Origin of the sequence: Streptomyces sp. CG4, from assembly GCF_041080655.1 — a bacterium.
Classification (GTDB): Bacteria; Actinomycetota; Actinomycetes; order Streptomycetales; family Streptomycetaceae; genus Streptomyces.
Window position 1 is genome coordinate 8,990,295 of the sequence record NZ_CP163525.1, and the last position, 19,544, is coordinate 9,009,838.

Below are 19,544 nucleotides of genomic sequence, written 5' to 3' on the forward strand. Positions count from 1 at the left end.
AACGACGAGCGCCGTCACGTTACCCCTTCGTCGAGTCTCCGCCGGTCACTGGCGGGGGCGTTGGGCCGGGGTGCCCCGGCGCGGACCCAGGCATACAGGACGCCGCCAGGGCATTCGGTTGGGTAGCCGTCCCGGTGGCCCTTGATCTCAGGGCCTGCGGGGCCTTGGGCGCGGCAGTAGTCGATCGCATCCCGGAGCCCGTCCAGCTGCACGTGGGTCGGGTGCGTCGAGCCCGAGGCCCCCAGCAGGGCGGCGACGGCGTAGTGAGCTTCGTTGAGCGGCACGTTGCCGTTGGCGCTGTTGCGGCGGACCAGGCCGCGGCCCTCGAAGACGTAGCCGTGCTCACAGACCACGAACGAGTAGCCGATGTCCGACCAGCCCTCGACATCCATGTGGGATGCCTGCAGCTTGCGCACATAGGCAGGACACGTGTCGTGTGGGCCGAACGTGTAGGCGGTCCCCAGGTAGTGGACCTTCGTTCCCTTCCGTGGCCCGGCATAGGGTATGGAGCCGTTGGGCTCCCGCCATGGCCGGGCACCCCACTGGGCGCGAGAGACGAGTTTCACCGGACCTCCTCATCGAGACGGCGGCGATCGAACGGCGGCTTCGGCGAACCGGCGAACGGCAGGGCCCACATGCGCAGTTCTGCGGTCCGAAGAAGGTCCCGCTCATAGCCGGTGCTGCCAGATCCCACAGGTGAGATGCCCTGCGAAACAGATCGTGAAAAGCGGCAGTCAGCCCTGACGAGCGGGGTGCCGGGCGGCAGGAGTGTCAGGCCCGTGTTTTGGCCGGGATTTCCATCGGTACAGGTAGATGTCGGAGACGGACGGGAATCGAACCCGCCGGCCCGAGATCCTCGGGCCCCTCGGATTTGAAGACCGGGAGGGCCACCAGGCACCCACACGCCTCCACCGCCCGTCAGGCTAGCGCCCCAGGAGACCGCCGGAATGACAGCGACATCCCCACCGATCCGCCAGGCCCCCGTCCGGCTCACGCAGTACGCCCGCGGCGGCGGCTGCGCCTGCAAGATCCCGCCCGGAGAGCTGGAGGAGGTGGTCGCCGGGCTGACGGTCCAGGAAGTGGCCGGGGGCGACACCCCGCTGCTCGTCGGGCTCGCCACCGGTGACGACGCCGCCGTGGTCGCCCACGGGGGAACCGCGGTCGTCTCTACGGCCGACTTCTTCACCCCGGTCGTGGACGACCCCTACGACTGGGGACGCATCGCCGCCGCCAACGCCCTGTCGGACGTGTACGCGATGGGCGGCCGCCCGGTGCTCGCCGTGAACCTGCTGGCCTGGCCGCGCGACCGGCTTCCGTTCGAGCTGGCCCGCGAGGTGCTGCGCGGTGGACTGGCCGTCGCCACCGAGGCCGGCTGCCATGTCGGCGGCGGACACAGCGTCGACGACCCGGAACCCAAGTACGGCATGGCCGTCACCGGATTCGCCGATCCCGCGCGGCTGCTCCGCAACGACGCCGGCCGGCCGGGGCTGCCGCTGTCGCTGACCAAGCCGCTGGGCGTGGGCGTGCTGAACAACCGGCACAAGGTCACCGGCGAGTGGTTCGAGCAGGCCGTCGCCACGATGACGGCCCTGAACCGGGAGGCGTCCGAGGCCGCGCTGGCCGCCGGGGCCACCTGTGCCACCGACGTCACCGGGTTCGGCTTCCTCGGCCATCTGCACAAGCTCGCCCGTGCCTCCGGGGTGACCGCCGTGGTGGACACGGCCGCCGTCCCCTGTCTGGAGGGGGCACGCAAGGCCGTCCGGGACGGGTACGTCAGCGGCGGCACCCGGCGCAACCTCGCCTGGGTCGCCCCGCACACCGACTTCGGGGCCGCCGACGGCGACACCCGGCTGCTGCTGGCCGACGCCCAGACCTCCGGCGGACTGCTCGTCGCCGGCGAGGTGCCCGGAGCACCGGTGGTGGGGGAGCTGGTGCCCCGGGGGAGCCATTCCCTCGTGCTCCGGTGACTCAGGGCTCCGTACCGGTGTGCTCGTCGATGCCCGCCCGCCGCCGGTAGCCCCGTACCAGCTCCACGGCGGCCGGACCGCGGGGCCGGCGGCCCGGGCGGATGTCCACGGCGAACGCCTTCGACTCCTGGATGTGCACGTTCGGGTCCAGGGACAGATGCAGCAGCTCGTTGGCCGCGTCCCCGGTGCTGTAGCCGTTGGGACCCCAGTGGTACGGCAGCCCCACCTGGTGCAGCCTGCGGCCCTGCACCGTCAGCGGTGCCATCCGTTCGGTGGCCAGGACCCGCGCCTCGATCACCGCGCGTGCGCTGACGATCGTCGCCCACCCGGTGTGTGCCAGGCCCCGCTCCGCCGCCAGCTCGGGGGAGACCTCGCAGAAGAACTCCGGTTGCAGCTCGGCCAGATACGGCAGCCAGCGGGACATACCACCCGCCGTGTGGTGCTCGGTCAGCCGGTAGGTGGTCGCCACGTACGGGAACACCTCGGAGCCGGGTTCGTCACCGCTCGGCTGGTAGCGGTTGTCGGGCAGCGAGGGGAGCAACTGCCGTACTGGATTGCGCTGTTGGTCGTAGAGAAGATTCGCGAACGGCGAGTCCTGTGGCTCGTAATGGGCTGGGAGCGGGCCGTCGGCGAGTCCGGTCGGTACGTACAGCGAGGCCTTGCCGTCGGTCTGCATGAGGAACGGGTCCGTGCCCGACAGGGCCTCCGGGCCGGTCGCGTCCTCGGGCGGCTGATGGCCGGGTGCCTTGTCCCTCTTGAAGTCGGGAACGTCGTGCCCGGACCACTCGCCCTTCTCCGGGTCCCACCACACCAGCGCCTTCCGTTCGCTCCACGGTCTGCCCTCCGGGTCGGCGGAGGCGCGGTTGTACAGGATGCGGCGGTTGGCCGGCCAGGCCCATGCCCACTCGGCCGCGACCCAGTCCTGCTCCCGGCCGGGTTTGCGGCGGGCGGCCTGGTTGACGCCGTCGGCGTAGACGCCGCAGTAGATCCAGCAGCCGCAGCTGGTGGAGCCGTCGGGCTTCAGCTGTTCGTAGGAGGAAAGCGGGGTGCCCTCGGCGTCATGGCCGTTGATCTCGGCGAGCACGGCTGCCGCGTCCGGTTCGGCGAGCGGGCCCTTCGTCGGATAGTCCCAGGCCAGATCGAGCACGGGCCGGTCCATCGCGTCGGCGGACCCCGCGAGTTTCTGCCGGATGATCCGCCCCAGGTGGTAGGTGAACCACAGGTCGCTGCGCGCGTCGCCGGGCGGCTCGACCGCCTGGTGGTGCCACTGCAGCAGCCGCTGGGTGTTGGTGAAGCTGCCGTCCTTCTCGGTGTGCGCGGCGGCCGGCAGGAAGAACACCTCGGTACGGACGTCCTCGGTGCGCAGCTCGCCGGTCTCGATCTCGGGCCCGTCCTGCCACCAGGTCGCCGACTCGATCAGTGAGAAGTCGCGGACGACCAGCCAGTCCAGGTTGGCCATCCCGAGCCGCTCAGCTTGGAGTCGGCGTTGCCCACCGCCGGGTTCTCGCCGAAGAGCAAGTAGCCCGAGCAGACGCCCTCCAGCTGGGCCAGGGTCGTCTCGTACGCCGAGTGGGAGCCGGTCAGCCGGGGCAGGTAGTCGAAGCAGAAGTCGTTCTCTTCCGTCGCCGCGGCACCCCAGTACGCCTTGAGCAGGCTCACCAGGTACGCGCGCATGTTGCCCCAGTAGCCCTTGGGAGCCGTCTCGGCATCGAGGAAGGCGGCCAGGTCCGGGTGCCGGTGGGCGTGCGGCATCGGGATGTAGCCCGGCAGCAGGTGGAACAGCGTCGGGATGTCCGTGGAGCCCTGGATGGAGGCGTGCCCGCGCAGGGCCAGGATGCCGCCGCCCGGCCGGCCGATGTTGCCGAGCAGCATCTGCAGCACCGCCGCCGCACGGATGTACTGCACCCCCACCGTGTGCTGCGTCCAGCCGACCGCGTAGGCGAAGGCCGTCGTGCGGTCGCGGCCGGAGTTGTCCGTGACCAGCTCGCACACCTGCCGGAACAGGTCCTGCGGCACCCCGCAGATCTGCTCGACCAACTCCGGTGTGTAGCGGGCGTAGTGCCGCTTGAGCACCTGGAACACACAGCGCGGATGCGTCAGCGTCTCGTCCCGCGCCGGTTCGCCCTCAGTGCCTTCGTACTGCCAACTGCCTTTGACATAGGTGCGGTTGGCGGCGTCGAGGCCGGAGAACACCCCCGCCAGGTCCTCGGTGTCGCGGAAGTCCGCCCGCACGATCGTCGAGGCGTTGGTGTACGCCACGACGTATTCACGGAAGTACTTCTCCTGCTCCAGGACGTAGTGGATGATCCCGCCGAGGAACGCGATGTCCGTGCCCGCGCGCAGCGGCACGTGGACGTCGGCCAGCGCGCTGGTGCGGGTGAACCGCGGGTCGACGTGGATCAGTTGCGCGCCTCGCGCCTTGGCCTCCATCACCCACTGGAACCCGACCGGATGGCACTCGGCCATGTTCGAGCCCTCGATGACGATGCAGTCCGCGTTCCGCAGATCCTGCTGGAAGGTGGTCGCGCCGCCGCGTCCGAACGAGGTTCCCAGACCGGGAACGGTGGAGGAGTGTCAAACCCGCGCCTGGTTCTCGATCTGGATCGCCCCGAGCGCGGTGAACAACTTCTTGATCAGGTAGTTCTCTTCGTTGTCGAGCGTGGCTCCGCCGAGGCTCGCGATGCCGAGGGTGCGCCGGGTGCGGGTCTCGTCGACCGCCCACTCCCAGCCCGCCCGGCGCGCCTCGATCACCCGGTCGGCGATCATGTCCATCGCGGTGTGGAGGTCCAGCCGCTCCCACGCGGTGCCGTGCGGGCGCCGGTAGAGGACCTGGTGCTCGCGCGCGTCCCCGGTGGTCAGCTGCAGGCTCGCGGCTCCCTTGGGGCACAGCCGGCCGCGTGAGATGGGTGAGTCCGGGTCGCCCTCGATCTGGGTGACCTTCTCGTCCTGGACGTACACGTTCTGGCCGCAGCCCACCGCGCAGTACGGGCAGACCGACTTCACCACCCGGTCGGCGGCGGCCACCCGGGGCGCGAGCCGCTCGCTGCGCCCGCTCTTCGCCGCGGCGCCCCGGCCCAGTGGATCGGTGCCGGTCAGCTGGCGGTAGACGGGCCAGGAGCCGATCCAGGTGCGTGCGCCCACGGGCACTCCTTCCGCTCGGTTCCTTGATTTTCGCGCACGCGAGCGGGCCCGGCATCTCTGGGACGTGCGGTCGGCCGGCTCGTCACCGGCCGGGATGCGCCCTCGTGTCCAGGAGCCCGGTCACCAGGTCACGCGCGTACGCGGTGTCGAGATCGGCCGGGCGGAAGAGGATGCGGTACACCAGGGGGGCGACGACGCGGTCCATGACCGTCTCGACGCCGGGAGCGCGCTCCGCGCGGTCGGCCGCCCGGGCGAGAATGACCTCGATCTGTTCGGCCGCGTAAGCCGAGCACTGGCCGGCGTTGCTGCCGTCCGGGTTGCCGAGCAGGGCGTCGCGGAGGTACGCGCGGCCCGGCGGAGAGGCCATCTCGTCGAGGAACTGTTCGGCCCAGGCCGTCAGATCGGCCCGCAGGTCCCCGAGGTCCTGCGGCGCGGTCTCGGGGCGCAGGCGCTCCACCGCGACGTCGGACAGCAGTTCCTGCAGGTCGCCCCAGCGGCGGTAGATCGTCGACGGTGTGACTCCCGCGCGCTGGGCGACCAGCGGCACCGTCAGCGCGTCGCGCCCCACCTCCGACATGAGTGCGCGGACAGCGGTGTGCACCGCTGCCTGGACCCGGGCGCTGCGCCCGCCGGGGCGCACCATCTGCTTGCGACTCATGAACCCACTTTAAAGCGCAGTCCTTGCTTTTAGCGGGTCGCCTTTTGTGGGCTGACGCCCTTGATCGGCGGGGCGTGAGGGGATGCGACGAAGCGGCGCCCCTAAAGCCTACGGTTTGCTTTAGGGGGCTGTAGGTTCTAAGGTGCATTAAAGCAAACCGATTGCATTTAGTTCGGAGGAGTCGACGGATCGTGCAGGACTCACTCGCCAGCCCCCACCCCTCCTGGACCCTGGGCGACCTCACGGTCCACCGTGTCGACGAGGTCCCGCTGCCGCCCGCGACCGGAGCGTGGCTCCTGCCCGACGCCCGCCCTGAGGTGGTGACCGGGCAGGGCTGGCTGTATCCGCACTTCGCCGACCGCGAGGGCATCCTGCGCGCCGACAGCCACAGCTTCGCGTTCGTCGTGCACGGGATGCGCGTCCTCGTCGACACCGGCATCGGCAACGGCAAGGAGCGGGCCAACCCGGCCTGGCACCAGCTGCACACCCCGTACCTGGAGCGCCTCACCGCCTCCGGCTTCCCCCCGGACTCCGTCGACCTGGTGATCCTCACCCACCTGCACGCCGACCACGTCGGCTGGAACACGCGGGAACGGAACGGCGAGTGGGTCCCCACGTTTCCCCACGCCCGCTACGTCACCGCACGCGCCGAGCGGGAGTTCTGGGCCGGGTACGACATGGACGAGGCGCGCCGGCAGATGTTCCGCGACTCCGTGATCCCCGTCGAGCAGGCGGGGTTGCTGGATCTCATCGACGTACCGGCCGAGGGTGCCGAGCTCGCCCCGGGCCTGCGCCTGAGGCCCACGCCGGGGCACACCCCCGGCCATGTCGCCGTCGAGCTGACCAGTCAGGGGGAGCGGGCCCTGATCACCGGCGACTGCATCCACCACCCGGTCCAGCTCGCCCATCCCGGCATCGGAGCCTGCGTCGACATCGACCCGCTGCAGTCCGAGGTCTCGCGCCGCGCGCTGCTCCGCTCGGTCGCCGACACGGACACCCTCGTCCTCGGCACCCACTTCGCCCCGCCCACCGCCGGCCATGTGATCACCCAGGGGGACGGCTACCGGCTCCTGCCCGTTCCCGCAGAGTGAGCGGGCCTGGCGACAGACGAAGAGCGGGCGGCGCCGAGAGGGAGAAGCGGCCTGCGGCGAGAGGAAGAGCCGACCCGCGGTGGAATGAGGAGCCGGGCGCCGAGCCCGTACACCGAACCCGTCCGCGCGTCAGCTCTGCCGGGCGCGCGTCGGGTCGTGGGCGACCTCGTCCGGGCATCTGCGGTGCGAGCCGCGCAGCCGCCGGTCGCGCTGCCAGTCGAACGTCGCGAGGGCCAGCGACGCCACCATGCCGACGAGCGCGGCGCCCAGCGCGGCGACGAGGGCGCCCCGGTAGTCGTGGCTCCTGCCGAGCACCAGGTAGAAGAGGCCGGGCAGGGCGGCGGTGCCCATCGCGGCGCCGAGCCGCTGTCCGGTCTGCAGGGCGCCGCCCGCCGCGCCCGCCATGTGCACGGGCACGTCCCGCAGGGTCATGGTGATGTTGGGGGACACCACAAAGCCGCCGCCGATGCCGCCGAGGAAGAGGACGGGGGCTGCGACCCACGGCGCGATGCCCAAGGGTGCGAAACGGAGCAGCAGCGCGGCACCGCCCAGGCCGAGGAGCACCCCCGTGAGGCCGCACACCGTGAGCAGCCGGCCGAACCGGCCCACCAGCCGGCCCGCGACCACGGCCGCGCTCGCCGAGCCCAGGGCGAAAGGCGTCACGGCGAGACCGGACCGGAGCGGGGAGAAGCCCAGGCCGTGCTGGAAGAAGAGAGCGAAGACCAGCCACACGCCGCTGAACCCGATGAAGTACAGCGTGCCCAGCCCGGCGCCGACGGCATAGCCGCGCACACTGGTGAACAGGCGCGGGTCGAGCAGCGGCTGGGCGCCCCGGGCGACGAGCCGGCGCTGCCACTGGACGAAGCCGACGAGGATCGCGGCGCCGGCCGGGAACAGCCACCACAGGCGGGTGATGCCGCCGGAGGCCGCTTGGACCAGCGGGAACATCAGCGCGAGGACACCGAGGCCGAGGAGCAGGACGCCGGGCAGGTCCACGTGGCCCCGGCCGGAGCGCCGGGTGCTGGGCAGCAGCCGGCGGCCGAGCAGGACGGCGAGGATGCCGATCGGGACGTTGACGTAGAAGATCCACCGCCAGCCCTGGGGGCCGGAGGCGAGGGCGAGGATGGCGCCGCCGGTGAGGGGGCCGACGGCGGAGGATATGCCGACGGTGGAGCCGAAGAAGCCGAAGGCGCGACCGCGCTCGGCGCCGCGGAACATCTGCTGGATGAGTGCGGAGTTCTGCGGAGCCATGGCACCGGCCGCCAGCCCTTGGGCGAGCCGGGCCACCACCAGCAGCGTGATGTCGGGCGCCGCCCCGCAGGCCGCGCTGAAGACGACGAAGCCGCTGAGCGCGAGCAGGAAGATGCGCCGCCGGTCCAGGGCGTCACCGAGCCGGCCGGCGGTGACGAGGGCGAGGGCGAAGGTGAGCGCGTATCCGGACACCACCCACTGCACCTGCGCTGGGGAGGCGTGCAGATCCCGCTGGATGGTGGGCAGGGCGACCGCCACGATCGTCACGTCCAGCAGGCTCATGAAGCCGGCCACCAGAGTGACCCACAGGGCCCGCCACCGGCGCGGATCGGGCTCGTACCCGGCCTCCTGAGCGCCCAGGTTCCCGCCGTCCGCCGCTGACGCCGCCGCTGTCACCTGGGCTCCTCTCACGAAGGCCGCACCCGGATCGCCGGCGCCGCCCGGGAGAACCCCGTTCTCCCGCCTGGGCGCGGGCACCCCATTCAGCCTGCTACCGCAACCTGCCCGCGGCAAAGGCGGACCGGACGGATCACCGAGACCGGTGGACCGTAGCCGACGCTCGCACGCACCGAAAGGGCGCGACCGTGACCGTCGGTGGCCGGGCTGCCCGCGGCCGACGTGCTGTCCACGGACGGTTCTGTCCATGGCCGAAAATCTCCCGAACTTTTCCCATACCTCCCGCATCACACCTGAGGTAAGGCGAGTACCGAGCCGCGAACGAAGGGACGAACGCTCACCATGACTCACCAGCACCAGAGCCACACGCCTCAGACCGCTGTGGTTCCCCGGTCCGGCCGGCGTCGGCGCCGCGGGCGCGCGATGCTCGCCGTGGCCACCGCCGCAGGACTGGGCATCGTCGGCGCCGGGGCGGCACAGGCCGCCCAGACCGGTGCCGCCGCGGCGACGCCCACCTGCGCCGTCTCCGCGCTGAGCGCCTCGTTCGGCGAGGGACTGGCCGGCGGCATGAACCATCAGGGCGTGGTGCTGAGGCTGACGAACACCGGAGCTCACACCTGCCTGCTGCGAGGCTTCCCCGGCCTCGGTCTGGAGAACGGCTCGCACCGTACGCTCCACTCGACCACCCAGTGGGGCGACACCTGGTACGCGAAGAGCCCCGCCAAGACCACCCTGACCCTCCGCAAGGGCCAGAGCGCGGAGGCGGTCATAGCGTGGACGCACGCCAACACCGGCACCCCCGACGCCGTCCACGCCTCCTATCTCCAGGTCACCCCGCCCGCGGCGACCAGCCACAAGACGCTCAAGTTCCCCCAGTGGGTGGACAACGGCGACCTTCAGGTCACCGCCCTCGCGTACCGGATCAACGTCACTCCCTGACGACGGTCCGGGCCTGACACGGGAGGTGTCTCCGCCGGAGGCGGAGGCGCCTCCTAGCGGCCGGGCTCGGACAGCCGCTCCCGCTGGGGTACGACGGTGTACTTGGGGTCCTCGGCGGAGGCCACCCCGGCGTGGAACAGGCCGAAGCGCAGGGCCGCCGAGCCGGTGAGCAGTGCGGCCGCGGCCGCCAGGGCCGGCCGCCGGTCCCGCCCGGACGCCAGGGCGAGGGCCGCGCCGCCCGCCGTGAGCAACTCCGCCGCGCACAGCAAGAGCCGCGGCCTGCCCTGGTCGAAGGGCTCGGCGGCCAGGCCCATACGCCGCTTCATCGTGCGGAAGGCGCCCAGTTCCAGAGCGGCCCCGAGCACGGCCAGCCGACGGGCCGGTCCCGCCTGCGCGGCCGGCGCCGCGGCCAGGGCCAGGCCCGATGCCGCGGTGGCGGCGGAGCCCGCGAAGACGTACGGCAGTTCGCGGTAGCCCTCGTGCCAGGAGGGCACCGCCGTGTCCGAGAGCAGCACCGCGGTGTACGTCGCCAGCGCCGGGCCGAGTGCGGCGGCCGCCACCGTCGCCGCCGAGCCCAACAGCCGGTAGCGGCCCGCCACTTCGGTGGCCGCCGCGGTCAGCGTCAGCGGCGCGTATCCCGCCAGCAGCCATGAGCCCACGCTCATCGGGGAGGTGGGCTTGAGGACCCGGAGCATGTTCAGGAAGCGGGCCGGGCGGCCCAGGTCGTGCACGAGCGCGGCCAGCGACAGCGAGATGGCCCCGGCCGCCCCGAGCTTCGCCGGTGCCGCGAGCCCCGGCCGGCCGGTGGCCTGCGCCCCGGCCGCCAGCAGCGAGGAGGCCCCGGCCAGCCCACCGAGGAACAGATACCCGGCGATGTCCAGGGCCTTCCACGTCGGTCTGGTCAGCACGGGACTGCCGTAGTACGACGAGAACGCGGCGTCCGGCACCATCCGCTGCTCGCCCCGTCCGCGCTGCTCGCCCCGCCCGCGCCGACGCCTGCGGCGGCCCGAGCCCTGGTCGCGCCTGGCGTCCGGCTCTGTCACCGGGACCTCCGCACGAAACCGCTCAGGGCGAGGGCGGCCAGGGAGGCGGCGGCCAGAGCCGCGTGCCGCCACATACTGGGCAGGTCCCGGGTGGTGACCACCGGGTCCGGGGGCAGACCGTAGACCTCCGGCTCGTCCAGCAGCAGGAAGAACGCCCCGGCACCGCCGACCCCGTCGTCCGGGCTCTCGCCGTACAGCCGCGCGTCGGTCACGCCCGCGGCATGCAACTGTGCCACCCGGTCCCGCGCCCGCTCCCGCAGTTCCTCCAGCGGCCCGAACTGGATCGATTCGGTCGGGCAGGACTTCGCGCAGGCCGGTTCCATGCCAGCGCCGAGCCGGTCGTAGCACAGGGTGCACTTCCACACCCGGCCGTCGCCCTCGCGCTGGTCGATGACGCCGTACGGGCAGGCGGGCACGCAGTAGCCACAGCCGTTGCAGACGTCGGGCTGGACGACGACCGTGCCGAACTCGGTGCGGAACAGCGCCCCGGTGGGGCACACGTCCAGGCAGGCGGCGTGCGTGCAGTGCTTGCACACGTCGGAGGCCATCAGCCAGCGCAGTTCGGTCCGGCCCTCGGGCGCGACCGGGGAGATCCGCCCGGCGGACGCGGGCTCGGGGGCCCGGCCGGGCGGGGGAGCGGTCGTGCCCGGGGAGGCGGTGTCGGTGCCGAGGCGTGCGGCGGCCGCGAAGACGTCGACGTCGTCGTGCGCGACCGAGGACTCCAGTCCGCCGAACTGCCTGCGCTGCTCGACGAAGGCCACGTGCCGCCAGGTGTCCGCGCCGAGGCCGACGGTGTTGTCGTAGGACATGCCGGTCAGGACGAGCCCGTCCTCCGGGACGGCGTTCCACTCCTTGCACGCCACCTCGCACGCCTTGCAGCCGATGCACACCGAGGTATCGGTGAAGAAGCCCGTCCTGGGCGGGGCGTCGGGGTAGCCGGAGGCACCGGCCACGTCCGGCTCGGGGCCGTACAGCAGATGTCCGCGGACCTCGTCGCCCTCCGGCATCGCCGCACCTCCTCGCTCGGGACCCGCGCACTCCCCGGTCTTGAGGGTGGCACGGGCGCCCGCGCTCCGCGCGCAGAGCGGTCCGGGCGGACGGACGGCACACCGGCAGTCGGCCCGGAGCAGGCCGCAGCGGCCGCCGGGGGCCAGGGTCCAGCGCCACAGTTCGGCTCGCGGTTCCCGCGTCGCCCCCAGGAGCAGGGCCTGACTGCCGTCCGCGGCCTGCCATACGAGCGAGGCATCTCCACCGGCAGCATGGTCCAAGCCCTTCTCACTGGCCGGGCTGCGCCCGGGCTGGATCGTCGGCCCCGCCCTGCGCCATCGCACCCCGATCGGCTCCTACGAGTTCTGCACCCGGCTGCTGGAGCAGGCCGGCGGCCTGTTCACCCCCGGCGCCGCGTTCGGCATCGGGCACACCGTGCGCATCGGCTTCGCGGACGACAGCGAGACCCTGCGCACCGGCCTGGACCTGGTCGGCCGGTTCCTCGGCCACCTCGCCCGGGACTGGCCCGGCCCTCGATGGACTCCCGCGCTCACCCCTCGTCGGGGGTGAGCGGCACGGTGGCCGTGACCCGCTTGCCGTGCGGCAGCCAGGTCACCGAGAGGTCGTGGGAGAACATCGCGACGAGAAACAGGCCGTGCCCGCCGATCCGGCAGGGATCGGGAGGCTCCTGACGGGGAGACTCGGTGGAGGTGTCCGTCACCGAGACGCGCAGCACGGCTCCGTCGGGCGGCACCTCCAGGCGCAGCGCGCACGGGCCGGGCGCGTGCCGGGCCGCGTTGGTGACGAGTTCGCTGACGACGAGCCGCGCATCCTGCACCGAGTGCTGCCCGGGCGCGGGCCGCACCCGCGAGAGCAGGGCGGCGACGGCGTCCCTGGCGTCGCCGATGCGGGGTACGCCGGTGTCCCAGATCCGGCTGTAGCAGAGCGGCTTGGGGCGGGTCCGCGTCGTCGCGTGCGTCCCGAGCGGAATGTCCATACGCGGAATGTCCATACGGGGTCGCTCTCTCCCTCCGGGCCGGGCTCTCTTCCTGCGCATACGGGCCGTGCGTACGGGCCGGGTATCCGGGATCGTCCCGTCGATGCCCGGTTACCCGCTGGCCCGTCCCACAAGGCGGCATTCGCCGGGATTCCGCCGATTGCCCACGAGCCGCTGGTCACCGTCGTCAGAACACCGGGTGCGTCCGTGCCCGACCCGCGCGAATTACTTACACTTGGTTGAACAGTCCAGACTGATAAACCTATCGTTAGTAAACATGGACACGGTTGCACTCGCCGCCGCGCTGCGGCTGACCATGGGCCGGACCGTCCGCCGACTGCGCCAGGCACACGCGGTCGGGGACGTCACGCTGTCCGGCGTCTCGGTGCTGGCCCGACTGGCCCGTACGGGTCCGCACTCGCCCGGTTCGCTCGCCGAGTCGGAACGCGTCCGGCCACAGGCGATGGCCAGCACCCTCGCCGGACTCGAACAACGCGGACTGGTGAGCCGTACCCCCGACACGGCCGACGGCCGCCGGGCCATCGTGTCGATCACCGACGAGGGACGGACCATGCTGGAGCAGCGCCGTTCCGAGTCCGTGAGCCGTCTCGCGCACGCCCTGGACGAGCTCACCCCGCAGGAGCGGCAGGCCCTCCAGGACGTCCTGCCGCTGCTCGACCGACTGGCGGAACGGCTGTGACCGGCCCCGCACCCGCCCCGCACGGGCCCACACCCGACCCGTATACCGGCCCCGCCGCGGCCGGTATACGCGCCCGGCTGCTCGCCCGTTCCGCCCGACTGCGCGACACACCCCCGGGGCCCGGCTACAAGTGGGTCGCCCTCTCCAACACCACGCTCGGCGTGCTGATAGCCACGATGGACGCCTCCATCGTGATCATCTCGCTGCCGGCGATCTTCCGCGGGATCGGCCTCGACCCGCTCGCGGCCGGCAACATCGGCTATCTGCTCTGGATGATCCTCGGCTATCTGCTGGTGTCGGCGGTCCTCGTGGTCGTTCTCGGCCGACTCGGCGACATGTTCGGTCGGGTCCGGATCTACAACCTTGGCTTCCTGGTCTTCGCGTGTGCCTCGGTCGCCCTGTCCCTCGATCCGTTCCGGGCGGGTGCCGGCGCGCTGTGGCTGATCCTGTGGCGCATCGTGCAGGCCTTCGGCGGCTCCATGCTCACCGCCAACTCGGCGGCCATCCTCACCGACGCCTTCCCGGCCCGGCAGCGCGGCACGGCCCTCGGCATCAACCAGATCACCGCGCTCGCCGGACAGTTCCTCGGCCTGCTCGCCGGCGGTCTGCTCGCCGCGGTCGACTGGCGCGCGGTGTTCTGGGTGAGCGTCCCGGTCAGCATCACCGGCACCGTCTGGTCGTATCTCAGCCTGCGCGAGACCTCGGCCGGCGCCCGCGGCCGCATCGACTGGCTCGGCAACCTCACGTTCGCCACCGGCGCCGGCATTCTGCTGGCGGGCATCACCTACGGCATCCAGCCCTACGGCGGCCACCCCACCGGCTGGACCAACCCCTGGGTGCTCACGGGCCTGATCGGCGGCGCTCTCCTGCTGCTGGTGTTCTGTGTCGTCGAGACCCGGGTCGCCGAGCCGATGTTCCGGCTGTCGCTGTTCAAGGTGCGGGCGTTCGCCGCCGGGAACCTGGCCGCCCTGCTGACCGCGATCGCCCGCGGCGGACTCCAGTTCATGCTGATCATCTGGCTGCAGGGCATCTGGCTGCCGCTGCACGGGTACGACTTCGAGGACACCCCGCTGTGGGCCGGCATCTTCATGTTGCCGCTCACCCTCGGCTTCCTCGTCGCCGGACCGGTCTGCGGCTATCTGTCCGACCGGTTCGGCGCCCGCCTCTTCTCCACCGCCGGACTGCTCCTCGTCGCCGCGTCCTTCCTGGGCCTGCTGGCCCTGCCCGTCAACTTCGACTACGGCGTCTTCGCGGCCCTGTTGCTGCTCAGCGGCCTGGGCCAGGGCATGTTCTCCTCGCCCAACACCTCCTCCATCATGGGCAGCGTGCCGGCCCGCCACCGGGGCGTGGCCTCCGGGATGCGCTCCACCTTCCAGAACTCGGGTACGGCCCTGTCCATCGGCGTGTTCTTCTCCCTGATGGTCTCCGGGCTCGCGAGCACCCTGCCGAAGACGCTCAGCAGCGGACTCCAGGCACACGGCGTGCCCGCCGGAACCGCGCACGAGGTGGCCTCGCTGCCGCCGGTCAGCACCCTGTTCGCCACGTTCCTCGGCAACAACCCGATCGGCCATCTGCTCGGCGACGGCGGCACCCTGGACCATCTGACCGCCGCCCAGCGCGCCACCCTGACCGGCCACACCTTCTTCCCCGAACTGGTCTCCGGCCCCTTCCACCACGGCCTGACCGTCGTCTTCGGCGTCGCCGCGGGCATGGCCCTGGTCTCCGCGCTCGCCTCCGCCCTGCGCGGCGGCCACGAACGCACCGACGACGACACGCCCGGGTCCGGGTCGGACTCCAGCACGGAAGGACAGCCGACACGGCGCACCGCGCGCTCCTCGTGAGGGACGTCCAGCGCTCCCTGGTGGACCGCTTCGACGAGGACGACCACCTGCCGCGCCTCGCCGAGGCCGTCGACGCCGCACGCGCGGCCGGGCGTCCGGTGCTCTGCGTGGTCGTCGGTCTCCGCTATCCCCAAGTCAGCCCGCGCAACAAGGGGTTCAGTGCGATCGCCGACTCCGGCCGTTCGCCGAGGGCGACCCGGAGGCGACCCGGGGGCTCAGGGCGGGCGGCGCAAGAGTGGTCACTGCTCGCGACGCCGCCGTACGACGTGCTGGACGACGAAGGCCGCGATCAGTACGGCGGCGGCGACGAGGACGTAGAGCTGGTAGCGCGAGACCTCGGCGTAGACGGTCGTGATGTGGGTGCCGACCACATAGGCCAGGGTCGTCCAGAGACCGACCCACAGGGCCGCGCCGAGTGCGTTGAAGGCGAGGAAGCGGCGCCAGTGCATGCCCGTGGTGCCGGCGATGATGCCGTTGGCCTGGCGCAGGCCCTCGATGAACCGGGCCACGGTCACGATCTTGCCGCCGTGCCGGCCGAAGAACGCCTCGGCCGCCGCGAACCGCCGCGGCGTCAGGAAGACGTACCGCCCCCACCGGTGCACGAAGGCCCGCCCGCCGACCCGGCCGATCAGATAGCCGATGTTGTCCCCGAGGACGGCCGCGGCGAACGCGATGAGTGCCACGGCCACGACGTTCAGCCGCCCCGCGCCCGCGTACACGCCCGCGGCCAGCAGGATCGTCTCGCCGGGCGCGGGCACTCCGAAGTCCTCCACCAGGATCACGGCCCCCACAGCCCAGTAGCCGTAGCGGCCGAGCAGCGGCGCCAGATGCGCGAGCGGACCCGGAAGCGGAGGGACCATGCCTCCACGGTACGGCGCACGGGTAAGGAGGCCGTCAGCCGGTCCCGCGGCCCAGTGTTGCGGGCTGACCGGGCACGGTGGCGTCGCACGGCGATTACCGGCCGGCTCGGATCACGGTCGCCCGTCGGTGACGATCACGGAGGTGTGCGCGACCGGCACCGCCCCCGCTGCTACGGCCGCCCGACCGTGTCCTGGTCCCGCACCGCACCGCCCGTGCTGTCCTCCGGCGGGACCGCGCCCGCGGACTGCGCTGCCGTACGCCCGGAGCGGAGGCCGGTCAGCCGCAGGGCGAGCGGCTCGGTGTAACGGGCCGTCAGCGGGCCGAGGACGACGAGGATCAGCACGTAGGCCGTGGCCAGCGGCCCCAGGTCGGAGTCGATGCCGGCGGTGACCGCGAGACCGGCGATGACGATGGAGAACTCGCCGCGCGCGACCAGGGTGCCGCCGGCCCGCCAGCGCCCCTTGGCCGAGATGCCAGCCCGCCGGGCCGCCCAGTACCCGGTCGCGATCTTGGTGAACGTGGTCACGACGGCGAGGGCCAGCGCGGGCAGCAGCACCGGCGGGATGCTCGCCGGGTCGGTGTGCAGCCCGAAGAAGACGAAGAACACCGCCGCGAACAGATCCCGCAGCGGTGCGAGCAGATGGTGGGCGCCCTCGGCGACCTCCCCGGACAGGGCGATGCCGACGAGGAACGCGCCGACGGCCGCCGAGACCTGGAGCTGCTGTGCGACACCGGCGACCACCAGCGTCAGACCGAGCACCACCAGCAGCAGCTTCTCCGGGTCGTCAGTGGAGACGAAGCGGGAGATGTGCCGGCCGTAGCGCACCGCGAGCACCAGGACCAGGCCCGCCACGCCGAGAGCGATGGCCAGGGTGACGCTGCCGGCGGCGAAGCCCGTGCCGGCCAGCAGCGCCGTGACGACCGGCAGATAGACCGCCATGGACAGGTCCTCCAGCACCAGGATGCTGAGGATCACCGGAGTCTCCCGGTTGCCGATCCGGCCGAGGTCGCCGAGGACCTTGGCAATCACCCCGGACGAGGAGATCCAGGTGATGCCGGCGAGGACGACGGCGGCGATCGGGCCCCAGCCCAGCAGCAGGGCCATTGCCGCGCCCGGCAGCGCGTTGAGGGTGGCGTCGACGATGCCGGCCGGGTACTGGGTCCTGAGGTTGGAGACGAGATCGCTGGCCGTGTACTCCAGTCCCAGCATGAGCAGCAGCAGTATCACGCCGATCTCGGCGCCGATCGCCACGAACTCCCCGCTGGCTCCGAGTGGCAGCAGCCCGCCCTCACCGAAGGCCAGACCGGCCAGCAGATAGAGCGGGATCGGCGAGAACCGCAGACGGGCGGCGAGCCGGCCGAGCAGTCCGAGGCCCAGGATGATGGCGCCGAACTCGATCAGGAAGACAGCCGAGGAGTGCACGCGGATCACTCCCGCCCGAGTATCGCCGCGGCCGCGTCGACGCCCTCGCGGGTGCCGATCACGATCAGAGTGTCCCCGCCGGCCAGCCGGAAGTCGGGGCCGGGGGAGGGGATCGCCTCGGCGCGCCGCAGGACGGCCACGATCGACACACCGGTCTCGGTGCGCATCCGGGTGTCGCCGAGCAGCCGGCCGTTCCAGTACGACGCCGCGGACAGCGCGGTCCGCTCGGCGACCAGTCCCAGTTCCGTCGTGGACAGCAGGCTGGAGCTGTGGTGCGCCGGCTTCAGCGTGTCGGCAAGGGCCTCGGCCTCCTGGCCGGACAGCCGGACCGACAGCGCACAGGCGTCGGGATCCGCGCCCCGATACGCGCTGAGCGTTCTCGACCCGTCCCGGTGGGCTACCACCGACAGTCTGTGCTGCTCGCGGGTCGTGAGGTCGTACCGGACGCCGATGCCCGGCAACGGCGTCCTACTCGTGCGTACGGCGCCCATGGCTGCCCCCCTGTCCGACTTGAATGTTTCTTGGTGAAACCATTGCTCGGAGCTTAACCCGGCGGCATGCGGCCGACGGAAAGGCCCCGGTCGGGCAGGGGTGCGGCGTGGTGATGGCGAGACGATCGCGCATCGGCTGTGAACCGGTCGTGAATCGGTCACACGGGCAGCGCGGCGCGAACCGTTCGGGAAGGGAATGCCGCGGTCTATGGGTCGGCGAGGGCGGTGCCCTCGTCGTCATCGGCGGCTGTCTGGCATGCGTGACACAGCTCGTGCTCCCCGTCGCGGGTGACGACGGTGCCCCAGCCGAGGCACACCTCGCATTCGCGGGCGAGCCCCAGGTTGGGACGGGGAGGAAGGAGTGGGCTGCGGTGGGCTCCGTGTGCCATGGGGGTGGTGGCTCCTTGGAGGTCGCGGAGGAGATGCGACGGCGTCGCCGTGGGTGATGACAACGCTGTCGGTGCGCCTCTAAGTATGTCTGACTTATCCGTTCTGTCTGTGACGAACGTCACTTTGAGCACTTCTCTGTGGAGTCTGTCGGTGATCCGGCGGATCACCCGAGCCGGCCCAGCCGGGCCTCTCGCCACAGGTCCACGCCGCCCTCGGTCGCGTGCTTGTCGATCTCGGCCAGCTCCTCCGCCGTGAAGTCGAGGTTCTCCAGCGCGGCGACGTTCTGCTCCAGCTGCTCGGTGCGGGAGGCGCCGATGACAAGGGACGTCACCCGCTCGTCGCGCAGCGCCCAGGCCAGCGCCAGCTGCGCCAGGGTCTGCCCGCGCCGGGCCGCGATGTCGTTCAGGGCGCGCAGTCGCCGCAGCATGTCGTCCGTCAGCCAGGACGTGTCGAACGACGCCCCGCGCGCCGCCCGCGAGTCCTCCGGCACGCCGTGCAGGTAACGCCCCGTCAGCAGGCCCTGGGCGAGCGCCGTGAAACCGATGACCCCGAAACCCTCCTCCTCGGCCGCGTCCAGCAGACCGTCGGTCTCGATCCAGCGGTTCAGCATGCTGTACGACGGCTGGTGGATCAGCATCGGTGTGCCCAACTCCCGCAGGATCGCCACCGCCTGCCGGGTGCGCTCGGCGTCGTAGGAGGAGATGCCGACGTAGAGGGCCTTGCCCTGGCGTACGGCGGTGTCGAGCGCCCCCATCGTCTCCTCCAACGGCGTGCTCGCGTCCAGCCGGTGGGAGTAGAAGATGTCCACGTAGTCCACTCCCATCCGGCGCAGCGACTGGTCCAGTGAGGCCAGTACGTACTTACGGGAGCCGCCGCCCTGCCCGTAGGGGCCGGGCCACATGTCCCAGCCGGCCTTGGTGGAGATCACCAGCTCGTCCCGGTACGGCGCCAGGTCCCGATGCAGCAGCCGTCCGAAGTTCAGCTCGGCCGCGCCGTACGGCGGGCCGTAGTTGTTGGCCAGGTCGTGGTGGGTGATTCCGAGGTCGAAGGCGCGCAGGGCGATCTCGCGCTGGGTCTCGAAGGGGCGATCGTCGCCGAAGTTGTGCCAGTAGCCGAGCGACAGGACCGGCAGGTCCAGTCCCGAGCGGCCGGTGCGCCGGTAGCGCATGGTGCCGTCGTAGCGTGCGGGGTCCGCGACGTGGGTCATCGGGTCTTCTCCGGGTGGTGCCGTAGGGGGTGCCGCTCCGTGTCCGGACGGGCCCGTCCACCCTGTGTCCTCGTGCCGCGCAAGTCCAACCGCCGTCCCGGATGGGATTGAGCGCTTCCGTTTCTGAATCGGCCGCGCCCGATTCGCCCGCCGACCGCGCT

At 71.9% G+C, this 19,544-nt stretch carries 17 protein-coding genes, 1 tRNA gene and 1 pseudogene; 5 read left to right on the top strand and 14 right to left on the bottom strand.

The window, feature by feature from the left end:
• Positions 1-14: 14 nt before the first annotated feature.
• On the bottom strand, positions 15-566 hold the full coding sequence (locus tag AB5L52_RS41450) for a peptidoglycan recognition family protein (protein WP_369368308.1): 552 nt from the start codon (positions 564-566) through the stop codon (positions 15-17).
• A gap of 251 nt (positions 567-817) precedes the next feature.
• Positions 818-910, bottom strand: a tRNA-Sec gene (locus AB5L52_RS41455).
• Between the two features lie 37 nt (positions 911-947).
• On the opposite strand from AB5L52_RS41455, the gene selD reads away from it, so the two are divergent.
• On the top strand, positions 948-1,967 hold the full coding sequence (selD, locus tag AB5L52_RS41460) for a selenide, water dikinase SelD (RefSeq protein WP_369368309.1): 1,020 nt from the start codon (positions 948-950) through the stop codon (positions 1,965-1,967).
• Between the two features lies 1 nt (position 1,968).
• On the opposite strand, the pseudogene fdnG reads toward selD, so the two are convergent.
• Positions 1,969-5,108: pseudogene (gene fdnG / locus AB5L52_RS41465) on the bottom strand (formate dehydrogenase-N subunit alpha).
• A gap of 82 nt (positions 5,109-5,190) precedes the next feature.
• Positions 5,191-5,766: a TetR/AcrR family transcriptional regulator gene (locus tag AB5L52_RS41470; protein ID WP_369368310.1), complete on the bottom strand. Its 576-nt coding sequence runs from the start codon at positions 5,764-5,766 to the stop codon at positions 5,191-5,193.
• Positions 5,767-5,957: 191 nt separating this feature from the next.
• On the opposite strand from AB5L52_RS41470, the gene AB5L52_RS41475 reads away from it, so the two are divergent.
• The gene (locus tag AB5L52_RS41475; RefSeq protein WP_369368311.1) at positions 5,958-6,857 is read left to right on the top strand and encodes an MBL fold metallo-hydrolase; all 900 of its coding nucleotides are present in this window, start codon (positions 5,958-5,960) and stop codon (positions 6,855-6,857) included.
• A gap of 129 nt (positions 6,858-6,986) precedes the next feature.
• Here the strand turns inward: AB5L52_RS41475 and AB5L52_RS41480 are convergent, their stop codons facing one another.
• Positions 6,987-8,504 (bottom strand): MFS transporter, encoded by a 1,518-nt coding sequence (locus AB5L52_RS41480; protein ID WP_369368312.1) that lies wholly within the window; start codon positions 8,502-8,504, stop codon positions 6,987-6,989.
• A 342-nt stretch (positions 8,505-8,846) separates the two neighbouring features.
• On the opposite strand from AB5L52_RS41480, the gene AB5L52_RS41485 reads away from it, so the two are divergent.
• Positions 8,847-9,443 carry a DUF4232 domain-containing protein gene (locus AB5L52_RS41485; RefSeq protein ID WP_369368313.1) on the top strand — a complete coding sequence of 199 codons (597 nt, stop codon included), beginning with the start codon at positions 8,847-8,849 and terminating at the stop codon, positions 9,441-9,443.
• Between the two features lie 53 nt (positions 9,444-9,496).
• Here AB5L52_RS41485 and nrfD read toward each other — a convergent pair whose 3' ends face one another.
• The 4 genes from nrfD to AB5L52_RS41505 all read right to left on the bottom strand — a co-directional run bounded on the left by nrfD (position 9,497) and on the right by AB5L52_RS41505 (position 12,470).
• Positions 9,497-10,393 carry an NrfD/PsrC family molybdoenzyme membrane anchor subunit gene (gene nrfD, locus AB5L52_RS41490; RefSeq protein ID WP_369369057.1) on the bottom strand — a complete coding sequence of 299 codons (897 nt, stop codon included), beginning with the start codon at positions 10,391-10,393 and terminating at the stop codon, positions 9,497-9,499.
• 89 nt (positions 10,394-10,482) lie between these two features.
• Positions 10,483-11,493, bottom strand: a complete 1,011-nt coding sequence (locus AB5L52_RS41495; protein ID WP_369369058.1) for a 4Fe-4S dicluster domain-containing protein — start codon at positions 11,491-11,493, stop codon at positions 10,483-10,485.
• A gap of 268 nt (positions 11,494-11,761) precedes the next feature.
• The gene (locus tag AB5L52_RS41500; RefSeq protein ID WP_351023236.1) at positions 11,762-11,983 is read right to left on the bottom strand and encodes a hypothetical protein; all 222 of its coding nucleotides are present in this window, start codon (positions 11,981-11,983) and stop codon (positions 11,762-11,764) included.
• 40 nt (positions 11,984-12,023) lie between these two features.
• On the bottom strand, positions 12,024-12,470 hold the full coding sequence (locus AB5L52_RS41505; RefSeq protein WP_369368314.1) for an ATP-binding protein: 447 nt from the start codon (positions 12,468-12,470) through the stop codon (positions 12,024-12,026).
• Positions 12,471-12,747: 277 nt separating this feature from the next.
• On the opposite strand from AB5L52_RS41505, the gene AB5L52_RS41510 reads away from it, so the two are divergent.
• Both AB5L52_RS41510 and AB5L52_RS41515 read left to right on the top strand, forming a co-directional pair.
• Positions 12,748-13,170, top strand: coding sequence for a MarR family winged helix-turn-helix transcriptional regulator (locus tag AB5L52_RS41510; protein WP_369368315.1), 423 nt, complete (start codon positions 12,748-12,750; stop codon positions 13,168-13,170).
• 176 nt (positions 13,171-13,346) lie between these two features.
• Positions 13,347-15,011: an MFS transporter gene (locus AB5L52_RS41515; protein ID WP_351570214.1), complete on the top strand. Its 1,665-nt coding sequence runs from the start codon at positions 13,347-13,349 to the stop codon at positions 15,009-15,011.
• 239 nt (positions 15,012-15,250) lie between these two features.
• Here AB5L52_RS41515 and AB5L52_RS41520 read toward each other — a convergent pair whose 3' ends face one another.
• The 5 genes from AB5L52_RS41520 to mgrA all read right to left on the bottom strand — a co-directional run bounded on the left by AB5L52_RS41520 (position 15,251) and on the right by mgrA (position 19,383).
• Positions 15,251-15,871, bottom strand: coding sequence for a DedA family protein (locus AB5L52_RS41520; RefSeq protein WP_351023245.1), 621 nt, complete (start codon positions 15,869-15,871; stop codon positions 15,251-15,253).
• Positions 15,872-16,041: 170 nt separating this feature from the next.
• On the bottom strand, positions 16,042-17,295 hold the full coding sequence (locus AB5L52_RS41525) for a cation:proton antiporter (RefSeq protein ID WP_369368316.1): 1,254 nt from the start codon (positions 17,293-17,295) through the stop codon (positions 16,042-16,044).
• Between the two features lie 5 nt (positions 17,296-17,300).
• On the bottom strand, positions 17,301-17,786 hold the full coding sequence (locus AB5L52_RS41530; protein WP_369368317.1) for a cation:proton antiporter regulatory subunit: 486 nt from the start codon (positions 17,784-17,786) through the stop codon (positions 17,301-17,303).
• A 206-nt stretch (positions 17,787-17,992) separates the two neighbouring features.
• Positions 17,993-18,175 (bottom strand): hypothetical protein, encoded by a 183-nt coding sequence (locus AB5L52_RS41535; RefSeq protein WP_369368318.1) that lies wholly within the window; start codon positions 18,173-18,175, stop codon positions 17,993-17,995.
• A 164-nt stretch (positions 18,176-18,339) separates the two neighbouring features.
• A complete protein-coding gene (mgrA, locus tag AB5L52_RS41540) occupies positions 18,340-19,383 on the bottom strand; it encodes an L-glyceraldehyde 3-phosphate reductase (protein WP_369368319.1) in 1,044 nt (347 codons plus the stop codon).
• Positions 19,384-19,544: the final 161 nt, after the last annotated feature.

Excerpts from the sequence above, each read along its gene's own strand:
- AB5L52_RS41495 (WP_369369058.1), bottom strand. The coding sequence starts at position 11,493 with ATGCCGGAGGGCGACGAGGTCCGCGGACATCTGCTGTACGGCCCCGAG.
- AB5L52_RS41520 (WP_351023245.1), bottom strand. The coding sequence starts at position 15,871 with ATGGTCCCTCCGCTTCCGGGTCCGCTCGCGCATCTGGCGCCGCTGCTC.
- AB5L52_RS41510 (WP_369368315.1), top strand. The coding sequence starts at position 12,748 with ATGGACACGGTTGCACTCGCCGCCGCGCTGCGGCTGACCATGGGCCGG.
- AB5L52_RS41515 (WP_351570214.1), top strand. The coding sequence starts at position 13,347 with ATGGACGCCTCCATCGTGATCATCTCGCTGCCGGCGATCTTCCGCGGG.
- nrfD (WP_369369057.1), bottom strand. The coding sequence starts at position 10,393 with ATGGTGCCGGACGCCGCGTTCTCGTCGTACTACGGCAGTCCCGTGCTG.
- selD (WP_369368309.1), top strand. The coding sequence starts at position 948 with ATGACAGCGACATCCCCACCGATCCGCCAGGCCCCCGTCCGGCTCACG.
- AB5L52_RS41485 (WP_369368313.1), top strand. The coding sequence starts at position 8,847 with ATGACTCACCAGCACCAGAGCCACACGCCTCAGACCGCTGTGGTTCCC.
- AB5L52_RS41535 (WP_369368318.1), bottom strand. The coding sequence starts at position 18,175 with ATGGCACACGGAGCCCACCGCAGCCCACTCCTTCCTCCCCGTCCCAAC.
- AB5L52_RS41530 (WP_369368317.1), bottom strand. The coding sequence starts at position 17,786 with ATGGGCGCCGTACGCACGAGTAGGACGCCGTTGCCGGGCATCGGCGTC.
- AB5L52_RS41470 (WP_369368310.1), bottom strand. The coding sequence starts at position 5,766 with ATGAGTCGCAAGCAGATGGTGCGCCCCGGCGGGCGCAGCGCCCGGGTC.
- mgrA (WP_369368319.1), bottom strand. The coding sequence starts at position 19,383 with ATGACCCACGTCGCGGACCCCGCACGCTACGACGGCACCATGCGCTAC.
- AB5L52_RS41505 (WP_369368314.1), bottom strand. The coding sequence starts at position 12,470 with ATGGACATTCCGCTCGGGACGCACGCGACGACGCGGACCCGCCCCAAG.